20 protein-coding genes are annotated in these 18,899 nt (G+C 70.6%); 18 read left to right on the forward strand and 2 right to left on the reverse strand.

Annotated features, from left to right (window positions below; genetic code table 11):
• Nucleotides 1-9: 9 nt before the first annotated feature.
• On the forward strand, nt 10-1,047 hold the full coding sequence (locus tag ACIQTT_RS13460) for a methionine synthase (RefSeq protein ID WP_402790837.1): 1,038 nt from the start codon (nt 10-12) through the stop codon (nt 1,045-1,047).
• Between the two features lie 45 nt (nt 1,048-1,092).
• Here the strand turns inward: ACIQTT_RS13460 and ACIQTT_RS13465 are convergent, their stop codons facing one another.
• The gene (locus ACIQTT_RS13465) at nt 1,093-2,043 is read right to left on the reverse strand and encodes a DUF2510 domain-containing protein (protein ID WP_402790839.1); all 951 of its coding nucleotides are present in this window, start codon (nt 2,041-2,043) and stop codon (nt 1,093-1,095) included.
• Nucleotides 2,044-2,379: 336 nt separating this feature from the next.
• Here ACIQTT_RS13465 and ACIQTT_RS13470 point away from each other — a divergent pair, with 336 nt between their 5' ends.
• Nucleotides 2,380-3,732, forward strand: coding sequence for an MFS transporter (locus ACIQTT_RS13470; RefSeq protein ID WP_402790841.1), 1,353 nt, complete (start codon nt 2,380-2,382; stop codon nt 3,730-3,732).
• A 151-nt stretch (nt 3,733-3,883) separates the two neighbouring features.
• On the opposite strand, the gene ACIQTT_RS13475 is transcribed toward ACIQTT_RS13470, so the two are convergent.
• Entirely contained in the window at nt 3,884-4,894 is a 1,011-nt protein-coding gene (locus ACIQTT_RS13475; RefSeq protein WP_247633888.1) for a LacI family DNA-binding transcriptional regulator, read from the reverse strand.
• A gap of 197 nt (nt 4,895-5,091) precedes the next feature.
• Between ACIQTT_RS13475 and ACIQTT_RS13480 the strand changes: the two genes are divergently transcribed.
• From ACIQTT_RS13480 to ACIQTT_RS13555, 16 genes are all read left to right on the forward strand, one after another.
• On the forward strand, nt 5,092-5,862 hold the full coding sequence (locus ACIQTT_RS13480; RefSeq protein ID WP_402790843.1) for a LamB/YcsF family protein: 771 nt from the start codon (nt 5,092-5,094) through the stop codon (nt 5,860-5,862).
• Nucleotides 5,859-6,581: an allophanate hydrolase subunit 1 gene (locus ACIQTT_RS13485; RefSeq protein WP_402790845.1), complete on the forward strand. Its 723-nt coding sequence runs from the start codon at nt 5,859-5,861 to the stop codon at nt 6,579-6,581. The genes ACIQTT_RS13480 and ACIQTT_RS13485 overlap by 4 nt, the downstream gene beginning before the upstream one ends.
• Complete coding sequence (locus ACIQTT_RS13490; RefSeq protein ID WP_402790847.1) at nt 6,578-7,591, forward strand: biotin-dependent carboxyltransferase family protein; 1,014 nt, start codon at nt 6,578-6,580, stop codon at nt 7,589-7,591. The genes ACIQTT_RS13485 and ACIQTT_RS13490 overlap by 4 nt, the downstream gene beginning before the upstream one ends.
• A complete protein-coding gene (locus ACIQTT_RS13495; RefSeq protein ID WP_402790849.1) occupies nt 7,588-8,379 on the forward strand; it encodes an SDR family oxidoreductase in 792 nt (263 codons plus the stop codon). Before ACIQTT_RS13490 ends, ACIQTT_RS13495 begins: the two co-directional genes overlap by 4 nt.
• 39 nt (nt 8,380-8,418) lie before the next feature.
• On the forward strand, nt 8,419-9,105 hold the full coding sequence (locus ACIQTT_RS13500) for a 4-carboxy-4-hydroxy-2-oxoadipate aldolase/oxaloacetate decarboxylase (RefSeq protein WP_402790852.1): 687 nt from the start codon (nt 8,419-8,421) through the stop codon (nt 9,103-9,105).
• A complete protein-coding gene (locus ACIQTT_RS13505) occupies nt 9,102-10,334 on the forward strand; it encodes an aspartate transaminase (RefSeq protein ID WP_402790855.1) in 1,233 nt (410 codons plus the stop codon). Before ACIQTT_RS13500 ends, ACIQTT_RS13505 begins: the two co-directional genes overlap by 4 nt.
• Nucleotides 10,331-11,395 carry a D-2-hydroxyacid dehydrogenase gene (locus tag ACIQTT_RS13510; RefSeq protein WP_402790857.1) on the forward strand — a complete coding sequence of 355 codons (1,065 nt, stop codon included), beginning with the start codon at nt 10,331-10,333 and terminating at the stop codon, nt 11,393-11,395. Before ACIQTT_RS13505 ends, ACIQTT_RS13510 begins: the two co-directional genes overlap by 4 nt.
• Nucleotides 11,396-11,425: 30 nt before the next feature.
• The gene (locus tag ACIQTT_RS13515; RefSeq protein ID WP_402790860.1) at nt 11,426-12,466 is read left to right on the forward strand and encodes a zinc-binding dehydrogenase; all 1,041 of its coding nucleotides are present in this window, start codon (nt 11,426-11,428) and stop codon (nt 12,464-12,466) included.
• A complete protein-coding gene (locus ACIQTT_RS13520; protein WP_402790863.1) occupies nt 12,466-12,999 on the forward strand; it encodes a gluconokinase in 534 nt (177 codons plus the stop codon). The genes ACIQTT_RS13515 and ACIQTT_RS13520 overlap by 1 nt, the downstream gene beginning before the upstream one ends.
• On the forward strand, nt 12,996-13,760 hold the full coding sequence (locus ACIQTT_RS13525; protein ID WP_402790866.1) for a helix-turn-helix domain-containing protein: 765 nt from the start codon (nt 12,996-12,998) through the stop codon (nt 13,758-13,760). The genes ACIQTT_RS13520 and ACIQTT_RS13525 overlap by 4 nt, the downstream gene beginning before the upstream one ends.
• A 57-nt stretch (nt 13,761-13,817) precedes the next feature.
• Nucleotides 13,818-15,587 carry an MDR family MFS transporter gene (locus ACIQTT_RS13530; RefSeq protein ID WP_402790869.1) on the forward strand — a complete coding sequence of 590 codons (1,770 nt, stop codon included), beginning with the start codon at nt 13,818-13,820 and terminating at the stop codon, nt 15,585-15,587.
• Between the two features lies 1 nt (nt 15,588).
• Nucleotides 15,589-16,044, forward strand: a complete 456-nt coding sequence (locus ACIQTT_RS13535) for a MarR family winged helix-turn-helix transcriptional regulator (RefSeq protein WP_247624597.1) — start codon at nt 15,589-15,591, stop codon at nt 16,042-16,044.
• Between the two features lie 130 nt (nt 16,045-16,174).
• Nucleotides 16,175-16,672, forward strand: a complete 498-nt coding sequence (locus tag ACIQTT_RS13540) for a MarR family winged helix-turn-helix transcriptional regulator (protein ID WP_402790872.1) — start codon at nt 16,175-16,177, stop codon at nt 16,670-16,672.
• A gap of 103 nt (nt 16,673-16,775) precedes the next feature.
• The gene (locus tag ACIQTT_RS13545) at nt 16,776-17,402 is read left to right on the forward strand and encodes an MSMEG_1061 family FMN-dependent PPOX-type flavoprotein (protein ID WP_402790875.1); all 627 of its coding nucleotides are present in this window, start codon (nt 16,776-16,778) and stop codon (nt 17,400-17,402) included.
• Nucleotides 17,403-17,420: 18 nt separating this feature from the next.
• A complete protein-coding gene (locus tag ACIQTT_RS13550) occupies nt 17,421-18,347 on the forward strand; it encodes a PDR/VanB family oxidoreductase (RefSeq protein ID WP_402790877.1) in 927 nt (308 codons plus the stop codon).
• 150 nt (nt 18,348-18,497) lie between these two features.
• Entirely contained in the window at nt 18,498-18,797 is a 300-nt protein-coding gene (locus ACIQTT_RS13555) for a hypothetical protein (RefSeq protein ID WP_402790880.1), read from the forward strand.
• Nucleotides 18,798-18,899: the final 102 nt, after the last annotated feature.

Consider the following 18,899-nt stretch of genomic DNA (forward strand, 5'->3'; position numbering starts at 1 on the left):
TCACCCGATATGAACACGCTTCTCCCCACCTCGATCGTCGGCAGCCTTCCGAAGCCCTCCTGGCTCGCGCAGCCCGAGACCCTCTGGTCGCCCTGGAAGCTCGAGGGCGATGCCCTGGCCGAGGGCAAGCAGGATGCGCTGCGCAGCGCCGTGCAGGAGCAGACCCGGCGCGGCATCGACGTGATCAGCGACGGCGAGCAGACCCGCCAGCACTTCGTCACGACGTTCATCGAGCACCTCAGCGGTGTCGACTTCGACCAGCGCGAGACGGTGCGCATCCGCGATCGCTACGACGCGAGCGTGCCGACCGTCGTCGGTGCCGTCAGCCGCGAGAAGCCGGTGTTCGTCGACGACGCGCGCTTCCTCCGCCAGCAGACCGATCAGCCGATCAAGTGGGCGCTGCCCGGCCCGATGACGATGATCGACACGCTCTCGGACCGCCATTACCGCAGCCGCGAGAAGCTGGCCTGGGAGTTCGCGACGATCCTCAACCAGGAGGCACGCGAGCTGGAGGCCGCCGGCGTGGATGTGATCCAGTTCGACGAGCCCGCGTTCAACGTCTTCTTCGACGAGCTCAAGGACTGGGGCGTCGCGACGCTCGAGCGGGCCGCCGAGGGACTGCGCGCCGAGACCGTCGTGCACATCTGCTACGGCTACGGCATCAAGGCGAACAATGACTGGAAGGCGACGCTCGGGGAGGAGTGGCGCCAGTACGAGGAGTCGTTCCCGCTGCTGCAGCGGTCGATCATCGACACGGTGTCGCTCGAGCGCGCGAACTCGCACGTGCCGCTCGACCTCATCGAGCTCATCCGTGGCAAGAAGGTCATGCTCGGCGCGATCGACGTGTCGAGCACGACGGTCGAGACGCCCGAGCAGGTCGCCGACACCCTGCGCGATGCGCTCGCGTTCGTCGACGCCGACAAGCTCGTGCCGAGCACGAACTGCGGCATGGCGCCCCTTCCGCGCGACGTCGCGCTGGGCAAGCTCAGCGCGCTCAGCGCCGGTGCTGCGCTGCTCCGCGACGAGCTGTCGGCAGGGCGGGGCTGACAGCCGGGCCCGGCGCAGATCGGAGCGCGGTGCTGCCCGCGGAACTCAGGGGCGCGCCGGTGCCGCCGGCGGAAGCCAGGCCCGCGGCGGCTCGGAGGGCGGCAGGAGCAGCCGGGCCTGGTAGCGGTTCATGGCGATCACGGTGGCACCCAGGCCGGCGAACAGCACGCCGCCGATCGCCATGACCCATCCGACGACCACCGCCACGTAATTGCCGGGGTCGTTCGTGCTGATGACGATGAACACGATCCCGACGACCACGACGAGCGCCGCGAGCGCGAACACTCCGATCGCTGTGGCCCGCAGAGCGGCCAGAGACCGCGCCGCGTGGAAGGTGGGGCGGATGCCGAAGCGGGAGTTCGTGTACTCGGCCCAGCGCGCACCGGTCCACCAACGGCTCGCGGTGCCGGTGATCGGGTACCAGCCGGCGCCGGGACCCTCCTGCTCGCCGGGAAACGGGCGGACGATGTCGAGCATCAGCGGCGCCGATGCCGGCACCGGGATGCGGAGTACGATCGTCGTCTGGATCGCGATGCCGAACCACAGCGCCGCGACGAGCAGCAGGGGGAATCCTGCGAACGACACACCGGGCGTGACCATGCCGAGCACCAGTTGCACGCTCGCCAGCGCGAGGAAGATCACGCCGAGGGCCCAGGTGAAGCCGACCTGCTCCGTGCTGCCCCAATCGGTGCCCGGGGTGCCGTCCTTGCGGAAGCGCAGGCCGGTCCACTTGCGGCCGTCCCACCAGCGCGCGGGGCCTGCGGGGGTGACGTACCAGCCGGGAGCGGGGCCGACCGGAGCCGACGACGGCTGCGCCGGTGCCGACGACGTGGGCGCATGCTGAGGCGGCACGTGCTGAAGCGGTATGTGCTGGGGCGGTGCGGATGCCGCGACCGCAGCCGGAGCATCCGCCTCGTGCGCCGTCCACTGCGTGCCGTCCCACCAGCGCACGCGTCCCGGCGTGCCCGCGTCGTACCATCCCGGTGCTGCGTTCATGAAGCGACCCTCCCCGTCGGCTGTAGCGGTTCGAGCGTAGCGTCGATGCGCTCTCGTCGGCCTCGGAAATCGGCGTCGAACGAGGGCAATCCTTGGCAAATCGGATGGCAACAACGTGACGATCAGATGACGCGGGTATCGAAAAAGCGCGGTATCACAAGGATCGCGTGGCACATCTGTGGCACATCGCTTGTCTTGCCGGATCGGCGATCCATACAGTCCTCTCAAGCGAGCGAAAGCGCCGCCCATGAATCAGCTAGCGGACCCGCGCACCCCCGACATCGGCGCCTGACGCTCGATCGTGGTACGTGTTGAGAGTCCGCCAATGGAGGCGAAATGACGAATACTGAAATTCCCAAGAAGACGCCCGCGAAAGCGGCGATCGCGTCGTGGGTCGGCACGACCCTGGAGTACTACGACTTCGCCGTCTACGGCACGGCCGCAGCGCTCGTGCTCAATCAGCTGTTCTTCCCTCCGGAGCTCCCCGAGGGCGTGCGCGTGCTGCTCAGCATGATGACGCTCGCGGTCGGCTACGTGGTCCGCCCGCTCGGCGCCTTCATCCTCGGCCCGCTCGGCGACCGCTTCGGCCGCAAGTTCGTCATGATGCTGACGCTGTTCGGCATCGGCATCTGCACGTTCATCATCGGCTGCCTGCCGACCTTCGAGCAGATCGGCATCCTCGCCCCGATCCTGCTGGTCGTCATCCGCATCATCCAGGGCCTGTCGGTGTCGGGCGAGCAGGCCAGCGCGATCTCGATGAGCCTCGAGCATGCCTCCGACAACCGTCGCGGCTTCACCACGAGCTTCGTCACCAGCGGTTCCGCCTCGGGCGGCCTGCTCGCGACCGCCGTCTTCATCCCGTTCGCGGCGCTCCCGACCGAAGACCTGCTCGGCTGGGCCTGGCGCATCCCGTTCTGGCTCTCTGCGGTCGTCGTCGTGGTCGCGTACCTCATCCGCCGCAACCTCGAAGAGCCGCCGTCGTTCGTCGAGACCCAGGCGATCAAGGCGCAGCTGCCGCCGATCAAGCAGGTGCTGCGCTTCCACTGGGTGACGATCATCCGCGTCGCCGCCTGCGCCATGATCGCCGGCGTCAGCTACCTCTTCGCCACGTTCTCGGTCGCCTTCGCGACCACCGGATACGGCCTCGACAAGTCGACCATGCTCTGGGTGCCCGTGCTCGCCAGCCTGCTCGCGCTGCTCTACACGCCGTTCGCCGGGTACATCTCCGATCTCATCGGCCGCAAGACGGTCTTCATCATCGGAGCCGTGGGCGCCGGTGTCACGACCGTTCCGTACCTGTGGGCGATCAGCGAGGGCAACTGGCCGCTGATCTTCACGCTCGGCATCCTCTGCAACGGCTTCTTCTACTCGACGGCCAACGCCGCGTGGCCTGCGTTCTTCGCCGAGATGTTCCCGAACCGCGTCCGCGTCTCGGGCCTCGCGGTCGGCACGCAGATCGGTTTCGCGATCGCCGGTGCCATCGGGCCGGTGGCCTCGACGGCGCTCGCCGGGGAAGACCTGCAGAACTGGTTCGGGCCGGCGCTCCTCGGGCTCGGACTCATGGCGATCGCCGTGATCGCGGCGCTCACCGCCAAGGAGACCCGCCGCTACTCGCTCGACGAGGTCGACGACGTGCAGCAGACCCAGAAGGAGAAGGACGCGGTCACCGCGTCGATCCTCGTCCCCTGACGACGGATGCCTCGAGGGCCCGGGAAGCTTCGGCATCCCGGGCCCTTCGTGCACGCGGGAAGCCGTGAGAGGTCAGGACACGCCGCAACGCGGCACCGGTTCAGGGCGTGTCGTGACCCCTCGCGGAGAAAAGAAGGAGAAGGAGCGGGCGTCAGGCCTTGCGGGGACCGGTGGATGCCCGCACCGTGAGGTGCGCCGAGATGTGGTCGATGCGGTCGGAGCGGTCGCGGGTCGCGAAGCGGCCGATCAGCATGTCGACCGCGGCGCGGCCGGCGCTCTCACCCGGCGAGGTGACGGTGGTCAGCGGCGGATGCGAGAACGACGAGCCGAAGATGTCGTCGCAGCCGACCACGCTGAGGTCGTCGGGGATCGAGACGCCGAGCTGGCGGAACCGGTCGAGCGCCCCGATCGCGAGCACGTCGTTGAAGAAGATGCAGGCGGTCGCCCGGGTGAGCACGACGGCATCCGCTGCGGCCGCCCCGTTCGCGAGGGTCACGTGGTAGCGGCCGACGGCGACGAGGTCGACGCCGTCCTCCTCGGCCGCGGCCGTGATCGCGTCGAAGCGCGTGCCGTCGGTCCAGGAGCCGTGCGGGCCGCGCACGTAGGCGATGCGGGTGTGTCCGAGCGAGTGCAGGTAGTGCACGGCCTGGGCGAGGCCGGCGGGGGTGTCGATCACGACGCCGGAGAGACCGGGGGACTGGCGGTTGATCACCACGGTCGGCGCGATCTGCGCGACCGCGCGCAGGGCCTCGTCATCGATGCGCGGCGACGACACGACGATGCCGTCGACCGTGCGGGCGAGCTCGCGCAGCCACTGCTCCTCCATCGGCAGCGACTCCTCGGTGCTGACGAGCAGGTGCAGGTAGCTCGCCGCGCGGATCTGCGCCTGCGCGCCACGGGTCACGTCGAGGTTGAACGGATTGGTGAGGTTCGGGAGCACGAGCGCGATCGTGCCGCGCGCGAGGCGGTTCTCGGCGGCGGGCAGGAGGGCCGAGGTGTAGCCCATCTCCTGCGCCTTGCTGGTGATGCGCTCGTACATCGCCGGGCTCACGCGGTTGGGGTTCGAGAGGGCGCGCGAGACCGTCGAGGGGGCGACGCCGAGCGCCTCGGCGATCTCGGTGAGGGTGACGCGGCGCTGAACGCGGCGAGCGGGAACGGCCATGGCTCGATGGTAGCGAAGGGTCCCGGTGATCGGAAGGCAGTATGGCACGGATTTTGCCAAGAGCAGCAGAGCGGATGCCTGGAAACACCGTGTTCGGGCGGGGCATCCGGCACGGAAGCGGCACGATCCTGCACCTTCCGATGCCGCGCGTCCTAGCCTTTTCCCGACGGCGGAATCGACGACGAGAGGAGCTGGCGATGACCCGCAGGATCGACCTGGTCGCAGACCTGGGTGAGGGCTTCGGCCCATGGCGGATGGGTGACGACGCCGCCCTCCTCGACGTGCTCACCTCGGCCAACATCGCGTGCGGCTTCCACGCCGGCGACTCGCAGATCATGGACGAGACCGTCCGGGCCTGCGTGCAGCGCGGCGTCGGCATCGGCGCCCACCCCTCGTTCCCGGATCTGCAGGGCTTCGGGCGTCGCGACATGGGCCTCACGGCCGACGAGGTGCGCACCGACGTGCTCTACCAGTTCGGTGCGCTGCAGGCGATCGCCGCCTTCCACGGCACGCACGTCACGCACCTCGCCCCGCACGGCCGGCTCGGCAACCTCGTCGCGGTGCGCGAGGACTACGCGGATGCCGTCGCCACCGCCGCCGCGCGTCTGAACCCCGAGCTCATCGTGCTCGCCCAGGACGGCAAGCTCGCGGATGCCGCTCGGGCCGCGGGCCTGCGGGTGGGCATCGTCGGCATCGCCGACCGCGCCTACGAGGACGACGGCACCCTGGTTCGTCGCACCGAGCCCGGCGCCGTGATCCACGATGCCGACGAGATCCGACGGCGCACCGTGCGGATGGTCGTCGACGGCGTGATCGAGAGCCGCAACGGCGTGCTCATCCCCGTCGCCTGCGACACCGTGCTCGTGCACGGCGACACCGACGGCGCGGTGGAGCTCGCCCGCCAGATCCGCGCGGGCCTCGAATCGGCGGGCGTCGAGATCGCCCCGCTCGCGGACTGGCTGGCGTGAGCGAACCCATGTCATCGGCATCCGTCGTCATCTCGCCCAGCGGCAACTCCGCGCTGCGCGTCGCCAGCACCCTCGCCGACCGCGAAGCGGGCTGGCGCCTCGTGCACCACCTCGCCCGCTTCGTCGACGCGGCCCACGTGCCCGGCGTCGAGTGCGTCATCCCCACCTACGACGCGGCACTCATCGAGATCGACCCCGCGGAGGTGTCGCTCGAGCGTCTCGGCGAGTACCTCGCGCACGTGGTCGACGGCCTCGATCACGACCGCCCGCTCACCGACCGCCCGCGCACCTTCGACGTACCCGTGCTCTACGACACCGAGGGCGAACTCGACCTCCGCACCGTCGCCGATGCCCAGGGTCTGAGCGTCGCCGACGTCGTCCGCCTGCACTCCGAGCCGACCTACGTGGTGCGCTGCCTCGGGGCTCCCGGCGGCTCGCCCATGCTCGACGGCCCGCCGTTCCCCCTGCCCGTTCCGCGCCTCGCGAGCCCGCGGGCGCACGTGCCGCAGGGAGTGGTGTCGGTCGCCGGTCGTCAGGCGACGATCACTCCGGCCGCGGCCCCCGGCGGCTGGCCGCTCATCGGGCGCACCCCGCTCGTCGTGCTCGACCTCGCGGCCGAACCGTTCGTGCCCTACGAGCCCGGCGACCTGATCCGCTTCCGCGCGATCGACCAGGCGGAATACGACGCCCTGCTCGGCACCCGGATGGTGGCATCGTGAATGCGGATGCCGTGAACGCCGGGGCGCTGACGGTCGTCGAGGCCGGATCCACCCAGGTCACCGACCTCGGGCGGCGCCGGGGCCCCCGCTTCGGAGTGCCGGTCAACGGCGCGCTCGACCAGCGCTCGGCCCGGATCGCGAACATCCTCGTCGGCAACCCCGAGACCGCCCCGGTGCTCGAGATAACCGCGCTCGACGCCGAGTTCGTCGCCGACATCGACATCCTCATCGCGGTCTCCGGCGCCGATGGGCACCTGACCGTCGACGGCGTCGGCCGGCCGACGAACCAGCCGGTCTCGGTGCGCGCGGGCGAGGCGATCGCCCTGCGGCAGATCCAGGGCGGCCTGCGTTGCTACCTCGCCGTGCGCGGATCGTTCGACGTGCCGCAGCTGCTCGGCAGTTGTGCCCCCGACTCGGTGCTCGGCTTCGGCGGGCGCCTGGTCGCCGGCGAGCGGATCGCTCTGCGCGCCGCCACGGCCCCGGTCTTCAACGCGCACTTCACCGCCGAGCTCTACGACCTCGACGTGCCGCGACTGCCCACGGGCTTCATCGTCGACGTCACCGACGGCCCCGACCTCGACGACTTCGCCGGCACGGCCGACCGCTTGTTCGCCCAGCCCTATCTCGTCACCCCGAAGAGCAACCACATCGGGCTGCGCATGACGGGACCGCTGCCCGAGCGTCGCACGCAGGGCGAGGTGCTCTCGCGCGGTGTCCCCGTGGGGGCCGTCGAGGTCCCGCCGGGCAATGAGCTGCTCGTGCTGCACCGCGGGCGCGGCGTGACCGCCGGGTACCCGGTGCTGGCGGTCGTGACCTCCGGCTCGCTCGATGTGCTCGCCCAGGTGCGCCCGGGGCAGCACCTCCGCTTCCGGCGGCTCTCGGCATCCGATGCCGCGGCCCGTGCCCGCGCCGAGCTCGTCGAGCTCGAGGCGCTCCGCCTTCGCGTCCGCTCCGTCTTCGACGCGCTGGACGCCCTCTCCACAGCCACCACCGGAAGGACCCTCCTATGACTTTCTCCGACTACCGCACCGCCGTCGTCACGGGCGCGACGAGCGGCGTGGGCCGCGGCGCGATCGACCTCTTCCTCGCGAAGGGTCTCACCGTGCACGCGATCGCCCGCGACGAGCAGCGGCTGGCGGCCCTCGCCGAGAAGGGCGTGATCACCCACGCGCTCGACGTGCGCGACACCGCCGCCCTCACGCATGCGCTCGACGGGGTGGAAGCCGACATCGTGCTCAACAGCGCCGGCGTCAGCCGCGCGGGCAACATCCTCGACGCCTCGGCCGACGACCTCGACGACCTCGTCGAGGTCAACCTCACGGCGGTCATGCAGATCCTGCGCCTGCTCTACCCGGGCATGGTCGAGCGCGACCGCGGCCACGTGCTCAACATCTCGTCGATCGCCGGGCACTACAACTTCTTCGGCCACACGGCCTATCACGCGACCAAGGCCGCCGTGCACCAGCTGTCGCGCCAGCTGCGCAACGACGCTCTCGGCAAGCGGGTGCGCGTCACCGAGCTGAGCCCGGGCCGCATCGAGACCGAGATCTTCTCGCGCAACCTGGGTGGCACGCCCGAGACGGATGCCGCCGCCTGGGCCACCTACTACGAGGGCTTCGAGTCGCTCACGGTCGACGACATCGTCGCGGCCATCGACTACGCGGTCGACGCCCCGTCGCACGTGAACATCGGGCTCATCGAGCTCATGCCCACCTTCCAGGTGCCCGGCGGACTCACCTTCGATCGCCGTGACGCCGAGCTCGTGCAGTCCGCGGCGTCCGCCGCGAGCGCCGAGTAAACGAGACGCCGAGTAAAGCAGAGTAAGAGGAACGACACCATGGTTCACGTCACCACCAAGATCGATCGCGCCGAGGCATCCGACATCGCCCGCCTGGGCGAATTCACCGCCGCCACCATCCACGAGGCACAGGGCCGCCGCGGCGCGCTCAACTCGAACATCACCCCCATCGACCGCGACATGTCGTTCGTCGGCTCGGCGTTCACGGTCGTCTGCGCCCCGCGTGACAACCTCATGCTGCAGGTCGCCATCCACTACGCGCAGCCCGGAGACGTGCTCATCGTCTCGGCGGGCGAGTTCGCCGAGGCCGGCATGTTCGGCGACGTGCTCGGCAACGCCTGCAAGGCCAAGGGCATCGCCGCACTGGTGACCGACGCCGGCGTGCGCGACACGCAGGAGCTGCGCGAGCTGGGCCTGCCCGTCTTCTCGGGCAGCGTCTCGATCAAGGGCACGGTCAAGGAGACCCTCGGGGCGCTCAACCAGCCCGTCGTCTTCGCGGGCGAGCTGATCCGCCCCGGCGACATCGTCAAGGGCGACGCCGACGGCATCGTCGTCGTGCGCCGCGAAGAGGTGCGCGAGGCGGCCGAGCTGTCGGCGGCGCGCGACGCGCACGAGGCCGAGCTCATCACGAAGTACTGGGCCGGCGGCACGACCATCGAGCTCTGCAACCTCACCGAGGTGCTCACGGCCAAGGGCCTCACCTCCGACATCGAGGATGCATCGTGACCGCGAGCACCGAGACCCCTGCGTCCTCGTTCCGCGCCGCCGAGCGCCTCGGACGCATCAAGCCCTCGCCCAGTACGGCGGCCGCGGCACGCGTGCGCGAGCTGAAGGGTCAGGGGCGCAGCATCCTCGACCTCACCGTCGGCGAGCCCGATTTCGACACCCCCGCGCACATCAAGCAGGCGGCGATCGCGGCCATCGAGGCCGGCGAGACCAAGTACACGCCCGTCAACGGCACGCCGCGGCTGCGCCAGGCGATCCGTGGTGCGCTGCAGCGCACACACGGCATCGAGTACTCGGATGCCGAGATCACCGTCGGCGGCGGAGGCAAGCAGGTCATCTTCCTCGCGCTCATGGCGACGGTGGATGCCGGCGACGAGGTGCTCATCCCCGCGCCGTACTGGGTGTCGTACCCCGACATGGTGCGCGCGAACGAGGGAACCCCTGTGATCGTGCCGACGTCGGCCGAGAACGGCTACAAGGTCACGGCCGCGCAGCTCGAGGCCGCGATCACCGACCGCACGACCTGGCTGATCCTGAACAGTCCGGGCAACCCGAGCGGCGCGATCCACACCGAGCAGGAGCTGTCGGCCCTCGCCGAGGTGCTGCGTCGTCACCCCGCGGTGTCGGTGCTCTCCGACGAGATCTACAGCGAGATCTCGTTCACGGGCACCCCCGCCCCGAGCCTCGCCGCGGTCGCCCCCGACCTGCGCCACCGCGTGCTCGTGGTCTCGGGCGTCTCGAAGTCGTACGCGATGACGGGCTGGCGCCTCGGCTATGCGGCGGGTGACCCCGCCCTCGTCGGCGCCATCAACACCCTGCAGTCGCAGACCTCGTCGTGCCCGTCGTCGATCAGCCAGGCCGCCGCGGCCGCGGCGCTCGAGGGGCCGCAGGACTTCATCGCCGAGTCGGTGCCGGTGTACCGCGAGCGGCGCGCCGTCGCCGTGGCGGGTCTCCGCGCGATCGACGGGCTGACCCCGCTCGTGCCCGACGGCGCGTTCTACCTCTACGTCGATTGCGCGGGCCTCATCGGCCGCACCACCTCCGAGGGAAAGGTGCTCACCGACGACCAGGACGTGACGTTCTACCTGCTCGACCAGGCCGGCGTCGCCGTGATCCAGGGTTCCGCCTACGGCAGTTCGCCCTTCTTCCGCATCTCGTTCGCGACCGACCTCGGCACGATCACCGCCGCGCTCGAGAAGATCGCCGAAGCCGTGGCGGTCCTGCGATGAGCGACACGACGGCTAGCGACCGCCTGCGCGTCGTCGTCGCCGCGCCCCTCGCCCCCGAGCTGTGCGATCTGCTGGTCGCTCGCGAGCCGCGCATCGACCTCGTCGTCGATCAGACGCTGCTGCCGCCGATGCGGCATCCCGCCGACTTCTCCGGCGACCCGTCGTTCCGCCGCACGCCCGAGCAGCAGGCCGCCTACGAGGCGCTGATCGACTCGGCCGAGGCGCTGTACGGCATCCCCGACGTCGACCCCGCCGCCCTCGCCCGCGCGGTGCGCGCCAACCCGGCACTGCGCTGGGTGCACACGATGGCCGCCGGTGGCGGCGGTCAGGTGCGCGCCGCGCAGCTCACCGACGACGAGCTGCGGCGGGTGACCTTCACGACCTCGGCCGGTGTGCACGGCGATGCGCTCGCCGAGTTCGCGGTGTTCGGCGTCTTCGCCGGCGCCAAGCACCTGCCCCGGCTGCAGCGCCAGCAGCGCGAGCGCGAGTGGAGCGGCCGCTGGGTCATGTCGCAGGTCGCCGACCAGACGGTGCTCGTGCTCGGTCTCGGCGGCATCGGGCAGGCCGTCGCACGCCAGCTCGCCGCCCTCGGCACGACGGTGATCGGCACCTCGCGCAGCGGGGCATCCGTTCCGGGCGTCTCGCGCGTCATCCACCCGGACGACGTCGCCGAGGTGCTGCCCGAGGTCGACGCGGTCGTGGCGACCCTGCCCGGCACCGACGCCACGCACCACCTCGTCGGCCCCGACTTCTTCGCCGCGCTCCGCCCGGGCGCAACGCTCGTCAACGTCGGACGCGGCACCGTCATCGACGAGGCCGCCCTGCTCGAGGCGCTCGACGCCGGAACCGTGGGTTTCGCCGCGCTCGACGTGTTCGAGGTCGAGCCGTTGCCGTCGGACAGCCCCCTGTGGTCGCACCCCGACGTGCTGGTGAGCCCGCACACCGCAGCGCTCGACGCCCGCGAAGACGGGCGTATCGCCGAGCTGTTCGCCGACAACGCCACCCGCCTCCTCGACGGCACGCCCCAGCGCAACGTCGTCGACACCATCGAGTTCTACTGATCGAGTTCTCCTGATCCGGACGGAGCATCCATGAGCACCCCCGCCCTTCACGCCATCGTGATCCACGAGGCCGGCGACCTGCGCATCGACCCGATCGCCGAGCCCGTTCCCGCTCCCGACGAGGCCGTCATCGACATCGTCTACGGCGGCATCTGCGGGTCCGACCTGCACTACTGGAAGCACGGAGCCGCGGGGGAGTCGATCCTCCGCGCGCCGATGGTGCTCGGGCACGAGGTCGTCGGTGTGGTCCGGCGGGCCGCCGCCGACGGCAGCGGGCCGTGGGAGGGTGCGCGGGTCGCCGTGCACCCCGCCACCCCGGCGCAGGAGCACGTCCGGCATCCGATCGACCGCCCCAACATCGCGGGCGGCGGGTACCTCGGCTCGGCCGCGCGCTTCCCGCATCGCGACGGTGCGTTCGCGCACCGGGTCGCGATGCCCACGCGGATGCTGCGCGCCCTCCCCGAGGGGATCGATCTGCAGGAGGCGGCGCTCATCGAGCCCGCCAGCGTCGCCTGGCACGCCGTCAACCGGATCGGTGACGTGTCGGATCTGTCGGCGCTCGTCGTCGGATGCGGGCCGATCGGTCTGCTCGCGGTCGCGGTGCTCAAGGCCCGCGGTGCGCGGCACATCACCGCCGTCGATCTGCACGAGCGCCCGTTGCGCATCGCTCAGGAGCTCGGCGCCGACGTCGTGCTGCAGCAGCCCGATGCCGCGGACGTCCAGGCCGTCGACGCCGACGTGGTGATCGAGTCGTCCGGCAGCCCGCAGGGCCTCGACACGGCGATCCGCGGGGCCGCCCGCGGAGGCGTCGTCGCGATGGTCGGACTCCTGCCCAGCGGTCCGCAGCCCGTGCAGGTCGCGCTCGCGATCGCGCGCGAGCTCGATCTGCTCGGCTCGTTCCGCTTCAACGACGAGATCGACGAGGTGATCGCGGCGCTCGCCGACGGTACGTTGCGCATCGCGCCCGTGATCAGCCACGTCAAGCGCTGGCGCTCCGCCGCCGACGCCTTCGCGACCGCCGCCGATCCGACGGTGTCGAGCAAGGTGCTGCTGCAGTTCGGGAAGGCGTGATGACCGTGCTGACCGCCTCCCGTCCGCTCGTCGTGGTGATGGGCGTCGCCGGCTCCGGCAAGTCGACGGTCGGTGCCGCCCTGGCCGACCGGCTGCGGCTGCCGTTCGGTGACGCCGACGACCTGCATCCGTCTGCCGGCGTCGAGAAGATGTCGCTCGGCATCCCGCTCACCGATGCCGACCGCGACCCCTGGCTCGACGCCGTCGGCGAGGAGATCGTCCGGCATCGCGTGCCGGGTCTCGTGATCGCCTGCTCGGCGCTCAAGGTCGCTTACCGTGACGTGCTGCGCGCGCACGCCCCCGAGGTGTTCTTCCTGCACCTCGAGACCACCAAGCGCGTGCTCGCCCAGCGGATGCTGGTGCGCTCCGAGCACTTCATGCCGCTCGCGCTCCTCGACTCGCAGCTCGACACCCTCGAGCCGCTCGCGGGCCACGAGAACGGGTTCACGATCGACGCGCGGCGCAGCGTCGACGAGATCATCGGTGCGGCCGAGCGGGTGCTCCGAGCCGAACCGGCCGCCCGGCGGTCATGACCGGGCGCGCGGTCTGGGTGTCGGCGCCGCACGGAAGCGTCGCCGGCTACGAGGCGGGATGCCGCACCCGGGCGATGTGCCCGATGGGGCCCGATTCCGAGATCCTCACGTGCGCCGAGGCGGCGCTGCGGCGGCGCGGCGACTACCGACTGGCGCGGATGCCGCTCGATCAGCCCGTTCCCCGCTCGGGCGACGTCGATGAGGTCGTGGTGCCGCCGGGCGGCGTGGTCTCGCCGGGCGGTGTCGTCTCGCCGCGCGGTGTGCGCGAGGTGCACGGCACGCCTTGGGGGTACGCCCGCGGATGCCGCGACCCGAAGTCGTGCCCGAACCGGCGTCTGGGCGCGGTGACCTGCGCCGAGTCGCGTCGCCGCTACGTGCACGAGTACGTCTCGCGCCGGGCGGCGGGGGAGGGGTCGCCGATCGATCACGGCACCCCGAACGGCTACTTCATGGGATGTCGTGACCGGCGCCTGTGCCCGCGCGGCGACGACGGGGTCTCGTGCACCGAGGCCCGGGCCGAGCATCGGCGCGGCCTCGCCCGTGCGGCGGGGGTCGCGCCGCGGGCCGAGACCCTCGACTCCGGGGCGGCGGCCGCGCGCATCCGCGACCTGCGCTCGCGCGGCTGGTCGCTGCGGCGGATCGCGGCGGCGACGGGGTGCGGACGCACGACGATCGCCGAGCTCGCCGTCGAGGAGGGTCCGGTCCGGCGGCGGGTCACCGCCGACACACTGCAGCGGATCCTGGGGGTGGCCGCGGGGTAGATGGCGGTGCGGGTGGTTGCTCCCCGTCAACAGTTGCACTTTTGCAACTAACGGCGTATGGTTGACACTTATCAACTTTCTACGCTGGAGCGTTCCCCTGTGACAACCACCTCTTCACCCGCGCACGACACCGTGCGCTCACCACGCGAGGTCTTCACCGCGATCTCCGGGCTCGTCGTCGGCATGTTCGTCGCCGTGCTCTCGGGCACCGTCGTGTCGACCTCGATGCCGGTCATCATCGCCGACCTCGGCGGCACGCAGTCCCAGTACACCTGGGTCATCACCGCGAGCCTGCTCGCCACCGCCGTCTCCACCCCGATCTGGGGCAAGCTGGCCGACCTCGTCGACCGCAAGATCCTCGTTCAGATCTCGCTCATCCTCTTCACGGCCGGCACCGTGATCGCCGGGTTCTCGACCGACACGAACATGCTCATCGCGGTGCGCGTCATCCAGGGCATCGGCGTCGGCGGTCTCATGTCGCTCGTCATGATCGCGGTCGCCCTCATCATCTCGCCGCGTGAGCGCGGCAAGTACATGGGCGTCGTCGGCGGCATCATGGCCCTCGGCACCATCGGCGGCCCGCTGCTCGGCGGACTCCTCACCGACGTGTGGGGCTGGCGCTCGAACTTCTTCGTCGGCGTGCCGTTCGCGCTCCTCGCCCTCGTGCTCCTGCAGTTCACGCTGCACCTGCCCAAGCCGCAGCGCGACAGCAAGGTCTCGATCGACTACTTCGGCATCGTGCTGCTCGCGGTCGGCGTCTCGACCCTCCTCATCTGGGTCTCGATGGGCGGCAGCCAGTTCGAGTGGGACTCGTCGACCAGCATCATGCTCGCCGTCATCGCCGGCGTCGCGATCGCCGCGTTCATCACCGTCGAGTTCTTCGTCAAGGAACCGATCGTGCCGATGTCGCTGTTCCGCAACCGCACCTTCACGCTCTCGGTCATCGCATCGATCGCGATCGGCGTCTCGATGTTCGCCACCTCGGTGTTCCTCGCCCAGTACTTCCAGCTGGCCCGCGGCGCCACGCCGACCGAGTCGGGTCTCATGACGATCCCGATGATCATCGGCCAGATGGGTGCGTCGATCATCATCGGCCAGCTCGTCAGCCGCTTCGGCAAGTGGAAGGGCTGGATGCTCACGGGCTCCGTGCTGACCACGGTCGGCGTGAGCCTGATGTCGACGCTGCGCTACGACACCCCGTTCCCGCTGGTGGCCGTGTACATGTTCGTGCTCGGCGCGGGCCTCGGCATGGTCATGCAGAACCTCACGCTCATCGTGCAGAACGACACCGCCCCGCAGCAGCTGGGTGCGGCCTCGTCGAACGTGAACTTCTTCCGCACGATCGCCGGTACCATCGGCGTCACCGTCATGGGTTCGCTGCTCTCGACGAGCGTCGCCGGGTACATGACCGATTCGCTGAAGGACTTCGTGCCGTCGACGCAGGACGAGATCGATGCCCTGCAGCACCTCGCCTCGGGCGATGTGCCGAAGGTCGGCCAGCTGCCCGACACGATCCGCGCGATCGTCGAGGGTGCGTACGGCCACGGCATCGCGGATGCCTTCATCATCGCCATCCCGCTCGCGGTCATCGCCGTCATCGCGATCGCGTTCATCAAGAACAAGCCGCTGTCGACCAAGAATGCCGCGGAGCAGCTGCGCGAGCAGGCCGAGGAGTCGGTGATCGAGGTCTCGGAGGCCGAGGTCGGTGCGACGATGTCGACCGGTGCGATCCGCATCGCGGGAACGGCATCCGCTTCTTCCTCCGCCCCGTCGACAGGGTCGGTGACGACCGTTCTCGAACGCGAAGACCGGGAGTCGAGGGGCTGAGATGATCGGCTCGGATGCCGTCGCATCGCCCGACGCGGAGACCGCGCTGGGTGACCTGCAGACGCACCTCAACCTCATCTTCGCGCGGACGCGGACGCTGTGGCGGGAATCCGCCGCCCGCATCTCGCCCGAGCTGCAGGTGGGCGGCTACAAGCTGCTGACCTTCATCGATCGGGCCGGCTCCGTCAGCGCCCACGAGCTGGCGGAGCGGTTCGAGATGGACAAGTCGGTCGTGAGCCGCCAGGTGCGGATGCTCGAGGACCTCGGTCTGATCGAGTCCCGCCCGGACGAGCGCGACGGGCGCCTGCGCGTGCTGACGGCGACGCCGTCGGCCTGCGCGGCGCTCGCCGAGTTGCGCCGCGACCACGGGGTGCGCCTGCGCGCGGTGGTCGCCGAGCTCACTCCCGAGGAGATCCACGCGGCATCCAAGGTCTTCCGGCTGCTGTCGGAGGTCTGACACGGCCGGGGTTCCGTTGCCGGGGTCAGGCGTTCGTGCCGGATCAGGCGGATGCTGTCGCCATCCGCCTGATCCGACCCGATCGCCTGATCCGACCGGCAAGTGAACCGTCGCCAGTAGGCTGGCGACCATGAGCGCCTCGACCGACGAACCCGCCCGCCAGGGCGAGCCCGCCGAGCACCCGGCAGCGCACCCCGGCAGCGTCGACATCGACCAGGCCGTCTCGCGCGTCGAGCACGAGCTGGGGCGGCTGTTCGCCCGCATCCGGGTGAGCTGGCGAGAGGCGGCGACCACCGTGCACCCGGACCTGCAGCCCCTCGGCTACCAGGTGCTCACGTCGATCGCGACGGGCAAGGCGACCTCGGCCGGCGCGATCATCGAGCGCCTGCAGACCGACAAGTCGGCCGTCAGCCGTCACGTGCGCCAGCTCGAGCAACTGGGACTGGTCGAGAGCGTTCCCGACCCCGACGACCGCCGGGCCCGTGTGCTGGTCGCCACCGATCTCGCGCAGGAGCGCGTCGCGCTCGCCCGCTCCCGCTACGAGGCGCGCCTCGCCGAGCGGCTGCGCCGCTGGTCGGCCGAAGACCTCGACCGCTTCTCGGAGCTGCTGGCCGCCTTCGGCGACTGACGCCCGGCTGCGTCGCAGGGGTAGGTGCTCAGCACAGCCGGTGGGGGCGACGCTGTGGCGTCGCGACGGTGACGACCGGCATCCGCCTGGCTAGCCTGGAGGGATGGAGAGCTTCGACTTCCCCTCCGTCGATCTGGCGTACCTCAGGTCGACGCTCGGTGAACCCGAGGCGCCGACCACGCAGAAGATCACGAACTACCTCGACGAGAACTGCCTGACCTTCCTCGCGCACTCGCCGTTCTGCAGCCTGGCGACCGCGGATGCCGCTGGCAACTGCGACAGCTCGCCGCGCGGCGACTATCCCGGATTCGTGCGGGCGCTCGACCCGCGCACGCTGGTGATCCCCGACCGGCTCGGCAACAAGATCGCCGACTCGATGACCAACATCATCGACAACGGGCACATCGGGCTGCTGTGCTTCGTGCCGGGCATGACCGAGACGCTGCGCATCAACGGCACCGCGACCGTCACCAACGACCCCTCGCTGCTGGCGATGCTCGAGCAGGACCACGCGGTTCCCGATCTCGCGATCGTCGTGCGCACCGAGCAGGTGTACCTGCACTGCGGGCGGGCGCTCGTGCGGGCGGGTCTCTGGGACGCCGAGATGCAGGACCTCGCCGAGGAGGTGCCGACCTCGGGCAAGATCTGGGCGAGCATGTCGGGCTTCGATCCCTCGGTCGGCGACGTGATCGACGACGCGATGGCCGGCGCCTACCGGAACCTGTACTGAATGCGGTCCCGTGCGGGGATGCTCCCCCTCGTCGTGAGCGAGATCGTCCGTGAGACGCCGTCGATCGTCAGCATCCGGCTGGCAGCGCCCGACGGCGCCGTGCTGCCGCCGTGGCAGCCGGGGGCGCACGTCGACGTGCAGCTCATCACGCGGCACGAACGCCAGTACTCTTTGTGCGGCGACCCCGCCGATGCGCACGGCTATCGGATCGCCGTGCTGCGCGAGGAGTTCTCGCGCGGCGGCTCGCACTACATCCACTCGTTCCTGCGGGTGGGGAGCCGGGTGTGGGTGCGCCCGCCCCGCAACCTCTTCACGCTGGCGGATGCTCCGGCGTACCACCTGCTCGCGGCGGGCATCGGCATCACGCCGATCCTGGCGATGGCGCGGCACCTCGCCGCTGAGGATGCCGACTGGCGGATGACCTACCTGGTACGCCGGCGCGAAGACGTGGCCTTCGCGGACGATCTCGCTGCCCTCGGCGATCGCGTCGCGATCCATGTCGGCGCCGAGGCGGGGCGCCTCGACCTGGGCGTGCTTTACGCGGGACTCGCACCCGGCACCGCGGTCTACGCCTGCGGGCCGCAGCGCTTCGTCGATGCGCTCGACGACCTCGCGGGGTCCGCGACCGATGGTGCGAGCGTGCACGTCGAACGCTTCGAGCCGAAGCCGCGCGAGTTCCGGCCGAACGAGGCGTTCACCGTGGTCTGCGCGCGCAGCGACACCACGGTCGCGGTGCCGGCCGAGCGGTCGATGCTCGGCGCGCTGCAGAGTGCGGGCGTGCCCGTCGAGGGCTCATGTCTGCGCGGCATCTGCGGCTCCTGCGCGGTGAACGTGCTCGACGGCATCCCCGAGCATCGCGACTCGCTCACCGGCGACGACGCGTCGATGACGATGTACCCGTGCGTCTCGCGGGCGCTCTCCGACACCCTCGTCATCGACGCCTGAGGTTCGTGCCGCCCCTTCGCGAGGGGCGGAGAACTCCGTGTCGGGCGGACATTCTCGGCGCGGGCATCCGCCCATCGGGGAGAACTCCGCCCGCGACCGAGGGCGTTCCAGGGGGTTGAGAACTCCCGGGCGCTGTGGTGGGGTCGGGGTATGCGCGCCCGGCCTCTTCTCGTCTTCGACGGTGACTGCGGGTTCTGCACCACCGCGGTGGGCGTGCTCGAAAAGCGACTCGCACGCTTCCCCGACGCCCAGCCCTGGCAGTGGCTCGACCTCGACGCACTCGGCCTGAGCCGCCACGACGTGACGCACTACGTCTGGCTGATCGCGGGGGAGCGGCGGTACCGCTGCCTGCGCCCTCCCGCGGTAGCCCGGGCGCGGTCGCTGCGGGGTGGACCCTTCTACAGGCTCCGGGACCCAGTCGCGGTTGCTGCGCCGGATCTGGGTCGCTGAGCCCGTCGAAGCGTCCCGGTACGCGCGAGGGGAGGAGATCTCTGCTTCTGCAGGGGGTATCCGCGGTTCGGGTCCTGCCGAGCGCGTGATCTCCTCCGTTGC

Origin of the sequence: Microbacterium sp. NPDC090225 (genome assembly GCF_044772365.1) — a bacterium.
In the GTDB taxonomy this organism is placed as follows: Bacteria; Actinomycetota; Actinomycetes; order Actinomycetales; family Microbacteriaceae; genus Microbacterium.

Bases quoted from the DNA above. Each gene is read 5' to 3' on its own strand.
- ACIQTT_RS13530 (WP_402790869.1), top strand. From the start codon at position 13,818: ATGGTTGACACTTATCAACTTTCTACGCTGGAGCGTTCCCCTGTGACA.
- ACIQTT_RS13545 (WP_402790875.1), top strand. From the start codon at position 16,776: ATGGAGAGCTTCGACTTCCCCTCCGTCGATCTGGCGTACCTCAGGTCG.
- ACIQTT_RS13525 (WP_402790866.1), top strand. From the start codon at position 12,996: ATGACCGGGCGCGCGGTCTGGGTGTCGGCGCCGCACGGAAGCGTCGCC.
- ACIQTT_RS13520 (WP_402790863.1), top strand. From the start codon at position 12,466: ATGACCGTGCTGACCGCCTCCCGTCCGCTCGTCGTGGTGATGGGCGTC.
- ACIQTT_RS13500 (WP_402790852.1), top strand. From the start codon at position 8,419: ATGGTTCACGTCACCACCAAGATCGATCGCGCCGAGGCATCCGACATC.
- ACIQTT_RS13535 (WP_247624597.1), top strand. From the start codon at position 15,589: ATGATCGGCTCGGATGCCGTCGCATCGCCCGACGCGGAGACCGCGCTG.
- ACIQTT_RS13460 (WP_402790837.1), top strand. From the start codon at position 10: ATGAACACGCTTCTCCCCACCTCGATCGTCGGCAGCCTTCCGAAGCCC.
- ACIQTT_RS13555 (WP_402790880.1), top strand. From the start codon at position 18,498: ATGCGCGCCCGGCCTCTTCTCGTCTTCGACGGTGACTGCGGGTTCTGC.
- ACIQTT_RS13550 (WP_402790877.1), top strand. From the start codon at position 17,421: ATGCTCCCCCTCGTCGTGAGCGAGATCGTCCGTGAGACGCCGTCGATC.
- ACIQTT_RS13470 (WP_402790841.1), top strand. From the start codon at position 2,380: ATGACGAATACTGAAATTCCCAAGAAGACGCCCGCGAAAGCGGCGATC.
- ACIQTT_RS13475 (WP_247633888.1), bottom strand. From the start codon at position 4,894: ATGGCCGTTCCCGCTCGCCGCGTTCAGCGCCGCGTCACCCTCACCGAG.
- ACIQTT_RS13510 (WP_402790857.1), top strand. From the start codon at position 10,331: ATGAGCGACACGACGGCTAGCGACCGCCTGCGCGTCGTCGTCGCCGCG.
- ACIQTT_RS13495 (WP_402790849.1), top strand. From the start codon at position 7,588: ATGACTTTCTCCGACTACCGCACCGCCGTCGTCACGGGCGCGACGAGC.
- ACIQTT_RS13480 (WP_402790843.1), top strand. From the start codon at position 5,092: ATGACCCGCAGGATCGACCTGGTCGCAGACCTGGGTGAGGGCTTCGGC.
- ACIQTT_RS13515 (WP_402790860.1), top strand. From the start codon at position 11,426: ATGAGCACCCCCGCCCTTCACGCCATCGTGATCCACGAGGCCGGCGAC.
- ACIQTT_RS13540 (WP_402790872.1), top strand. From the start codon at position 16,175: ATGAGCGCCTCGACCGACGAACCCGCCCGCCAGGGCGAGCCCGCCGAG.
- ACIQTT_RS13465 (WP_402790839.1), bottom strand. From the start codon at position 2,043: ATGAACGCAGCACCGGGATGGTACGACGCGGGCACGCCGGGACGCGTG.